Annotated in this window: 8 protein-coding genes and 1 riboswitch; of the genes, 2 read left to right on the top strand and 6 right to left on the bottom strand. The window is 37.2% G+C overall.

Annotated features, from left to right (window positions below):
* Positions 1-388 precede the first annotated feature (388 nt).
* Together ACOVO2_RS17150 and ACOVO2_RS17155 are read left to right on the top strand one after the other, a co-directional pair.
* Complete coding sequence (locus tag ACOVO2_RS17150; protein WP_421771156.1) at positions 389-2,788, top strand: outer membrane beta-barrel protein; 2,400 nt, start codon at positions 389-391, stop codon at positions 2,786-2,788.
* A 344-nt stretch (positions 2,789-3,132) separates the two neighbouring features.
* On the top strand, positions 3,133-3,495 hold the full coding sequence (locus ACOVO2_RS17155; protein ID WP_421771157.1) for a hypothetical protein: 363 nt from the start codon (positions 3,133-3,135) through the stop codon (positions 3,493-3,495).
* On the opposite strand, the gene ACOVO2_RS17160 is transcribed toward ACOVO2_RS17155, so the two are convergent.
* The 6 genes from ACOVO2_RS17160 to ACOVO2_RS17185 all read right to left on the bottom strand — a co-directional run.
* Positions 3,462-3,704: a cysteine-rich CWC family protein gene (locus ACOVO2_RS17160; protein ID WP_421771158.1), complete on the bottom strand. Its 243-nt coding sequence runs from the start codon at positions 3,702-3,704 to the stop codon at positions 3,462-3,464. The genes ACOVO2_RS17155 and ACOVO2_RS17160 overlap by 34 nt on opposite strands.
* The gene (locus ACOVO2_RS17165) at positions 3,701-4,417 is read right to left on the bottom strand and encodes a diphthine--ammonia ligase (protein WP_421771159.1); all 717 of its coding nucleotides are present in this window, start codon (positions 4,415-4,417) and stop codon (positions 3,701-3,703) included. Before ACOVO2_RS17165 ends, ACOVO2_RS17160 begins: the two co-directional genes overlap by 4 nt.
* A gap of 21 nt (positions 4,418-4,438) precedes the next feature.
* Positions 4,439-4,939 carry a PAS domain-containing protein gene (locus ACOVO2_RS17170; protein WP_421771160.1) on the bottom strand — a complete coding sequence of 167 codons (501 nt, stop codon included), beginning with the start codon at positions 4,937-4,939 and terminating at the stop codon, positions 4,439-4,441.
* A 55-nt stretch (positions 4,940-4,994) separates the two neighbouring features.
* Positions 4,995-7,283 (bottom strand): 5-methyltetrahydropteroyltriglutamate--homocysteine S-methyltransferase, encoded by a 2,289-nt coding sequence (metE, locus tag ACOVO2_RS17175; RefSeq protein WP_421771161.1) that lies wholly within the window; start codon positions 7,281-7,283, stop codon positions 4,995-4,997.
* Positions 7,284-7,441: 158 nt separating this feature from the next.
* Positions 7,442-7,576, bottom strand: a riboswitch (cobalamin riboswitch).
* Between the two features lie 123 nt (positions 7,577-7,699).
* Positions 7,700-8,602 carry a hypothetical protein gene (locus tag ACOVO2_RS17180; RefSeq protein WP_421771162.1) on the bottom strand — a complete coding sequence of 301 codons (903 nt, stop codon included), beginning with the start codon at positions 8,600-8,602 and terminating at the stop codon, positions 7,700-7,702.
* Between the two features lie 84 nt (positions 8,603-8,686).
* Positions 8,687-9,223, bottom strand: a 537-nt coding sequence (locus tag ACOVO2_RS17185) for a cytochrome-c peroxidase (protein ID WP_421771163.1), incomplete at its 5' end; no start/stop codon positions are given.

Consider the following 9,223-nt stretch of genomic DNA (forward strand, 5'->3'; position numbering starts at 1 on the left):
CAGTAGTAAAAATTATGTAGAAAGAACAATTTGATTGACAATATTTTGCCACAGAGCTACATGAAGTACGACACGGAAGTACACCAAGAAAAATAGAAAAACTCTGTAAAACTCCGTGTTTCATTAAACTCTGGGCAACTCCGTAGCGACCGACGCTCGGTACAAAAAATATTATCTGTTTAATTTTATTGTTATTTCGGACCAATTGAACGGTACATTCATTATATGGGTCGTTCGGATGGAAGTCTAAAAGCTATACACATCGTTTTACCCTCGGTAAAAATCGACGGCTACTCAATAAGACAATCCTACGGATTTTATAAAAATGCGTAACATCAGTTACAAACACTCAAACATATTATTTCAGAAACACACTCTTTTTAAAACTATGAGAATAACTATACTACTTCTCACGCTACTTTTTAGCTCGAAATTGGCTTTTTCACAGAACATTTCTTTGAATATACAGATTGTTGATAAAGAAAAAAAACCGTTAATCGGAACAACCGTGAAGTTGATTAATAGAAATGACTCGACAAGGGTTCTGAATGCCATTGCTGATACTTCAGGATTTGTGAGCTTTACCGTGATGCCAGCCCAATACATTGTCAGAATGTCGTCAATTGGTTATAAAAACTTGGAAAAAGGCATCAATGTCAGCCCCACACAGACAATTTTTAAGTTTTCTATGGAAACTGACGCGAATGTACTTGCTGGGGTTTCGGTAGTTGCCCAAAAGCCACTCATGCGGCAGGAAGACGACAAAACAATTGTTGATCCAGAACCACTGGCCAATTCAAGTACAAGTGGATATGAAGTTATTGAAAAAACACCCGGGCTTTTTCTTGACCAAGACGGAAATATTTATATCAGTAGCTCAACACCTGCTACGATTTTTATCAATGGTCGTCAGCAAAAAATGAGTGCAAACGACATTGCCTCAATGCTAAAAAGTTTACCTCCCAACAGTATAGAAAAGATTGAAATCATGCGAACACCATCGGCTAAATTTGATGCAAGTGGTGCCGGCGGTGTGGTAAATGTTGTATTGAAAAAGGGTGTAAAAATTGGCTTAACCGGTAGTGTAAATTTGGGTATGAATCAAGGGCGATTGGGCAATCAGTTTGGTGGTTTTAATATCAATAATAATGATGGTACAAAAACCTCATATTTTAACTTAAACATTACGAACCGAAACACTTACGATCAAGTTGAAACTATACGTAACTTCTCGCTTGATTCGGTTTTATCTCAAGAATCATATTCAACGAGTCCCGCTCAAATTATATACTCTGGCTATGGATTAGGATTTGAATTAAACAAAAAATGGGAATTAAATATTGATGGACGAGGAAGCTACGGAAATAGCCAAAATTCATCTGAAAACGAGAATGTCATAAAAAAGCTAAGTAACAACGAATTATTTAGCGATAACTTGAATAATGTTGCCAATAATGTCCAAACTTTTTCTATCAACCAAGGCATATCTACTAAATACAAAATTGATTCAATTGGATCTGAGCTTACAAGTGATTTTTCGTATAATTATTTTGGTAACAACATTTCTCAAAACTATAATACACAGTTTTTAAAACCGCTGAGACAAGCAATTATTGGCAATGGAGATATTGAGTCTATCAGACAGAACTTCGCTGGACAAATCGATCTAGCATATAAATTTCCCCATAATTTAAGTTTTGAAACAGGTTTAAAAACTTCGAGTCTAACTTTCAAAAATACCACAGCTTTTTATCAATTGATTGCCAATAAACTTACTGATGATAAATTTAGAACCAATACCTTTGATTATAGCGAAAACATCAATGCTGCTTATCTTCAGGCTTCTAAAGGCATAAAAGAATTTATTTTGAAGATAGGTACACGGGTAGAAACTACCAACATGAATGGTCATCAACGAATTCCCAAAGACACAACTTTCAGAATTAAACGAACTGATTTCTTTCCTTACATTTATTTGAGTAGAAAAATAGCCAAAATAGCTGGATATGAACTTCGAAGTTATTTGGTTTATCGCCGTTCGATTACTCGGCCAGTATACGAGTATCTTAATCCTTTTCCCAAATTTATTGACCAATACCTCTATGAAACAGGTAATCCAACGCTAACGCCTCAATTTACACAAAACTATGAAGCAAATATTAGTGTTCGAGGAATGCCGATTTTTGCCTATGGCCGAAATTATACCCAAGATATTTTTACAAATGTTGTTTATCAAGATGCACAGAATCCTAGTATTTCGGTAAGAACTTATGACAATCTTGGCAAAAATCAAGAATCTTACTTTCGACTAATTGGGGCGATTCCTCCTGGCAAAAAATATTTTTTTGTTGTAGTAACTCAGTATAGTAGGAATAAATATGAAGGTTTATATGAAAACCGCCCTTTAAATTTTGATAGAGGCAGTTGGCGATTTTTCATGCAACATCAATTAAAACTTGATAAGCTTTCATCGGTAACATTAAGTGGCCAACTTCAACTTAAAGGACAACAACAATTTTACGAATTAAGTAATTTTGGCAATCTAAATCTGACGGTAAATCGACAGTTTTTGAAACAAAAACTAATGGCAACTTTATCAATCAATGACATTTTCTTTACAAATAACAATCGTTTTATACTAAATCAGGGAAATATTTCGGCGAATGGCTTCAGAAAATCAGACACACGTAGGGTGGGTATTAATTTCAGGTACAATTTTGGAATAAAGAAAAAGGAAGAGCGAACAAATATATTCAACATTGATAATTTAGAGAACGCTGGGAAGTAAATTCTAAATAACGTGAGCTCGGGATTACAAAAAACCATAAAACATTTATAACTAATTAGTTATAAATTATTGGTTACTCCGAAGAAGTTAAATATTGGTAGAAAAATATGCTTTCATCCCTTCCCAAGCCCCATCGGGGCGAAATATTTCGCCCCGATGGGGCTTAAAGGTATTTTGGGTCATTATTTTCTACCAATATTAAGCCCCTCTGGAGCAAATTCGATTCACGTTAATCCCGAATTCACATTAAACTAAAATTATAAAATACTATCAATTCAATAGTTTTTTATAATTATGAATTATTTCAATAAAAAAAATGTAGAATGTAGTAAAAATAACATACGATGAGTTATAATATTCAAGTTTATACAGCCCAAACAATGCTGGCCGAAATGGAGGCCGAATCGGAGGATTTTTTCGACAATGATAAAAATCTGATTCCGTTTACTGAAAAACAACTTCAGGTTTTAAAAGAGCGTCTTTTAGAGCAAAATTTTGAAATATCGAAAGAAGATAAAAGAGGCATTACTTTCAAAAACGACAATTTTGAAGGCATGAGAGCCATCCTGACTTCCAACGCTTTATATTTGCGTTCGAGCTTCGATGATGCTTTTGAAATAGGCATAATGGCATCTGAATTAGCCGATTCGGGCGAATTTGCCAAATACGACCCTCAAGCCGATGGTTGGGAAGTTTTAGGTGAGTAGTCTTTTGACTGAAACTCTTGTTGAAGTTCTCGAAGGCAAGCTACGCACAAACACGCTCCATCAAAATCCCAAACCGTTATTTCTCGGATATACTGGGTTTCATCAAATGTAAGGCTAATATTTTGGCAGTCGCACTGGCTTGCATTATTTGCCTTACATGTAAAAATATTGCCACAGCGTGGGCAGCTATCGGGGGCGTGTTTGCTCATTTTGGCAATAAATCGGTGAAATAGTAAGTAGAAATATGTTCTTTTCCTTCGGCATCTTTAAAAATATACGTTTTATCGACAGTTTCACCAATTTCAATATCAATTGCTTGTTTGAAATAAGGTGCTTCATAAACAAACGTGTGAAATTCGCCGTTTTCGCCGCAGGGATCAATATTGGTGGGGAGTTCTTTGATAAAATCTCGGTCGAGAACTCTACCGCAAAAAGATTTATCCAGCACATTTCCGTTGACACTCACCACGATGGTTTTAAAGCCTAAATCCCAAAACTCAGTCAAAATTTCGAGCGATGACCGTTTCCAGATTGGAAAAACACCTTTCATACCAAGCATGGTCAAACGTTCTTCTCGATGCTTACGTAAATCTTCTAAGAAAATATCACCAAAAATAGAATATTTAATGCCTTTTAGGGCCATTGGCCTAAGCACCGATTCCATTTGGGCATGATATTCTTCCATTGAAACGGTCTCTGAAAGACGAACTTTCACTAATTCAAGACCAATATTTTCAGCTTGCTTATCGAGCAATTCCTCACGTACACCGTGCATTGATATCCGCCCGAAAGCATCGTTGACGGTCGTGAGCAAATACCGAACATCAAGGTTTTTATTTTGTAATATCTGATAAAGCGAAAGAGCCGAATCTTTTCCGCCAGACCAATTCATCAATGCTTTTTTCGGTGGCTTTGTCTGCATGATTGTTGTATTTTCATTTGCTCAACAGATTTCTTTTTCGAGTGCTAAGAAATGGCAAAAATTGCCCTTATCATTCATCAAAGGAAATATTTCGATATTACAATTATACAATTCGCCGTTTTTACGATAATTGACAACCTTCGCTTTTAGTGATTCAAATTTTTGTAAATTTTCACGAATCTTCTTTCTACTTTTTTCATCTGTTTTTTCTCCTTGTAGCATCATCGGTCGATTTCCGATCAATTCTTCTTCTGAATAACCAGTTAATTTCACAAAATTATAACTTATCCAAATAATTTCTCGTTCTAAATTCGTGATAATTATTGAGTAGTTTTCGGCTAAATAATCTCGAAAAGGCAAGTCAACTTGCCAAGAAAACTGCTTTTTCATGGCAGCAATTTTTTTCAAGTCTTCGGCAATATCCACTTGCTTTTGCAATAATGGGTGAGCTATTCCCCAGCTGTGCAAAGGTATGTTTGCACTTGTTTTTTTTTGTCGTGATAATCCCGAAACAAAATCCATGTATTTATTTTTAAAAATTAGGTTTGGCTACAAATGTAACCAAACCAGTTGAAATTTAAGCAAATTCAGTCACACGCTCTCTAACGCGGTGAGCCGCCTCAATCATATTTATAAGTGCTTGTTCGGTTTCGGGCCATTTGCGGGTTTTCAGCCCACAATCGGGGTTTACCCACAAATTTTCGGCTGGTAAAACCTCTATTGCCTTTAGCAATAAAACCTCCATTTCTTCCACACTCGGAACTCTTGGACTATGAATATCATAAACGCCCGGCCCAATTTCGTTAGGATAATTGAATTTAGCAAATGCTTCGAGCAATTCCATCTGAGAGCGGGAGGTTTCAATCGTAATCACATCGGCATCCATTTCGGCAATATTCTCAATAATATCATTAAATTCAGAATAACACATGTGGGTATGAATCTGCGTTTGGTCTTGCACACCCGAGGCCGAAATTTTAAATGCATCAATGGCATTTTTAAGATACTCCGCTCGTTTGGCTTGACGCAACGGAAGCCCCTCACGCAAAGCAGCCTCATCAATTTGAATGATTTTGATGTCGGCTTTCTCTAAATCAACAACTTCGTCACGAATTGCCCAAGCAATTTGCATCATGGTTGTGCTACGTGGCTGGTCATCTCTCACAAACGACCATTGCAAAATCGTAATTGGCCCAGTGAGCATCCCTTTCATGGGCTTTTGGGTCAGCGACTGTGCGTAGCTGCTCCATTCTACTGTCATCGCAGTTTTTCGTTCGATATCACCAAAAATAATAGGTGGTTTCACGCATCGAGAGCCATAACTCTGCACCCAACCGTTTTCGGAAAAGACAAAACCGCTGAGGAGTTCGCCAAAATATTCAACCATGTCATTGCGTTCGAACTCGCCATGAACCAACACATCGAAACCTAATTCTTCTTGCCAAGCTACCACTTTTTGTGTATGTAGTTTAATGAACTCGTCGTATTGAGCTACCGAAATCTCGCCTTTTTTAAATTTTGCTCGAATGGCACGGATTTCGTCAGTCTGTGGAAATGAACCAATGGTTGTAGTCGGGAAAAGCGGCAAATTCAAAACACTTTTTTGTAGACTTTGACGTTCCAAAAATGGGCTTTTTCTCTCTAAATCAGTAGGTTTAACTGCATTTACTCTATTTTTTACGTGTAATTTATGAATCAAAGGAGAAGTTTGTCTTCGTTGAATCGACGCTTCATTTTTAGTAACATATTCTGCTTTTTTATGCACAACGACTTCATATATTTCGGCTATTTCGATGAGTTTTTGTTGAGCAAAAGCCAACCAATCTTGTATTTCGGCCGATATCTTCGTTTCGTTTTCTAAGTTACACGGCGAATGAATGAGCGAACACGATGGAGCAAGCATCACTCTATGCGAACCTAAAGTTTTTATTACTTTTTCAACGATAGGAATAACTTTTTGATAGTCAGTTTTCCAGATATTCCGACCGTCAATTAGGCCAAGTGATAATGTAAAATCTTTAGGAATTTTGGGTAAAATTTCATCTAACTGCTCAGGGCATCTGACTAAATCGATATGTAATGCACAAATCGGAAGATTCAAAGCCGCAAGAAAATTATCCTGCAAGCCATCAAAATAAGTAGCCACTAAAATTTTGAGTGCAGGAAATTCTTTGCGAATGGTTTGATAAACGACTCTTAAAGCGTCTTTTGTTTGATAACTGATATCCAAAGCCAAGAATGGCTCGTCGAACTGAATCCACTCTGCACCTTCTCTAACGAGGCGGGCAATTAAATCACAATAAACGGGGAGAAGTCGGTCGAGTAAAGAAAGTTTGTCAAATCCCTCCTCTTTTTCTTTGCCAAGCAAAAGATAACTCACAGGCCCAATAATGACTGGTTTTGCAATGATTCCGACATTTTTTGCTTCTCGAAACTCGCTAATAATTTTATCGGCGTTGAGTTTGAAAGTTTGAAAACGGGTAAATTCCGGGACGATGTAATGATAGTTGGTATCAAACCACTTGGTCATTTCCATTGCTTTGAGGTCGAAACCGTTTTGTTGATAGCCTCTGGCCATGGCAAAATATTGGTCGACTTCTGGTAAATGCTTTAGCACTTCAAAACGTTGAGGAATTACACCAAACATTAGGCTGTGATCTAAAACGTGATCGTAGAACGAAAAATCATTACTCGGAATTAGGTCAATGCCCAGTTCTTGTTGTAATTTCCAGTTTTCGACTCTGATTTTTTTCCCAACTTCAAGTAATTCAGAAAGTGAGATTTTGCCCGACCAGTAGGACTCACAGGCTTTTTTGAGTTGTCGATGGCTTCCGATGCGTGGGAAACCGAGGTTGTTTTTTAGCATACTGTTAAAGAGTTTGAGTGAAACAAATGAGTTTTTTAAAAACCAATTGTTCGTTTCCTAACGGTATGCTTTCACACTAAGATAGCAAGGAATAGCACTTGTAGCTCATGAGCGAACAAGAGAAATATGCCTGACCAATGCCTTATTCGTGAAAGCATTTTGTCTATACGTAATTGGCAAGTATCCCGACTTAGAGGTAAAACCTCAATACGGTTGCACGTCAGCTCGTGATTCTCACACGATTCCTTTTTAATACTACTTCATCAGTAATAACCAAAAACGCTTTTTATTGAAAGAACGCTCAAAGATAATAACTACTTGCAATATACAGATATATAATCTACATATTTTAAATAAAATAGAGTTTTTATCTATCAAATAGACAAATAATATTTTTTTTATCTACACAAGAATACTTAAAAGCCTAATGTCAGAAAAACAGTAGATTGGGGTCGAGTTTTGAGTTCGCCACCACCTAAGTTTTGGGCGAGTGGTTCTTGAAAAATAAATCCAGCCGTAAAAGCTTTGTAATAAGCTTGTATTCCGAGGCTACCGAGCAAAGTGTAGCCTCCTGTTTGGGAATTTAGCACGCCTTCTTTGCGGTCCTTAAAACCATAATCAAACGACGAACCTAAATTAGGCATGATAGAAAGATGCCCGAAGGTTTTTGTATAAAAAGCTGTCAATGAAGCACTTAATCGATTGCCAAATTTATAAAACAGATTACTTTTGGTCGAAATCCTCCCTCCTACTTCGGTGTTTACACCAAACTTTTTGTAACGAACTGTATGAATAGCACTCAACAAAAAATCAGTACTACCCGTACCCAACTGAAAATTGGGGTTTACGGCTTCGCCACCATAACCATATTCAAACTTACCAGTTGGGAGTTTTACCCCTCCACCAATCATCAAATTATGATATATACCGCTGGTATTGGTTGAGTCAAGAAATGTATTGATTACATTATAATGTGCCAAAACTGTTGCATCGCCCAGGCCTTTTTTCCTTTCTTTTGTACCAGAATAAAGTAAGGTTTGTTGGTTATCGTTATAAGGCAAATATGCCAATACTTGCAAGTTTTTGATTGGATAAAAACGTCCCCAAACTTCGAGCGTTTGGTAATCTTCTTTAGTTTTGAGCATCTGGCTATTGAGGTGCGAATCGAAGCTACGTAAACGATACCGCAGACCCACAAACTGGCTGCCCGAACGAGGCAAAAGTCCAACAAATGAGCTTCCATTTGCACAGCCACATAAATCGCAGGCAGAAGCCGATAAGCTACTGATTATCAGTACAATAAATATCTTTTTTTTCATTTTTTGATTGTAGCACAAGTCTCTGACTTGTACATTTATACGATTTTATAATTCAATCACAAGTCGGAAACTTGTGCTACATTTTTACGGTGCGGCAAATCTTTTGTTTTTCAAAAACTCATTGTCGGTCAAAGTTTTCAAGAAAGCTATTAGCTTTTTTTGTTCGTCGGCGGTGATTTGTATGCCCAATTTCTGTCCATTTTTGAGCGATGGGTCGAGCGTTGGCACATCCAAAACTGACTCATTATAGTGTCTTAGCACCGCTTCGAGTGTATAAAAACGGCCATCGTGCATGTAAGGCCCCGTAATAGCTACATTTCTGAGGCTTGGAACTTTGAACTTATAATTATCTTTTTCATTCTGTGTGATTCTGGCACGTCCAGTATCTTCGATATTATACACCGCCAGCCCATTATTTCGATAACTTTGGTCGGTGAAAAGCTCACCCGAATGGCACGAAGCACATTTTTGTTTGAAAATCTCCATTCCTGCCAGTTCTTCTTCGGTCAAAGTTCCTCCTACTTCTTTTCTGACATATTTATCGTAGCGAGAGTTGGCCGAAACCAATGCATTCATAAACTGCGAAAGTGCTTTCAAAAAACGCTCGGTTGTGATTTCTTT

Source organism: Emticicia sp. (genome assembly GCF_049241225.1).
Classification (GTDB): domain Bacteria; phylum Bacteroidota; class Bacteroidia; order Cytophagales; family Spirosomataceae; genus Emticicia.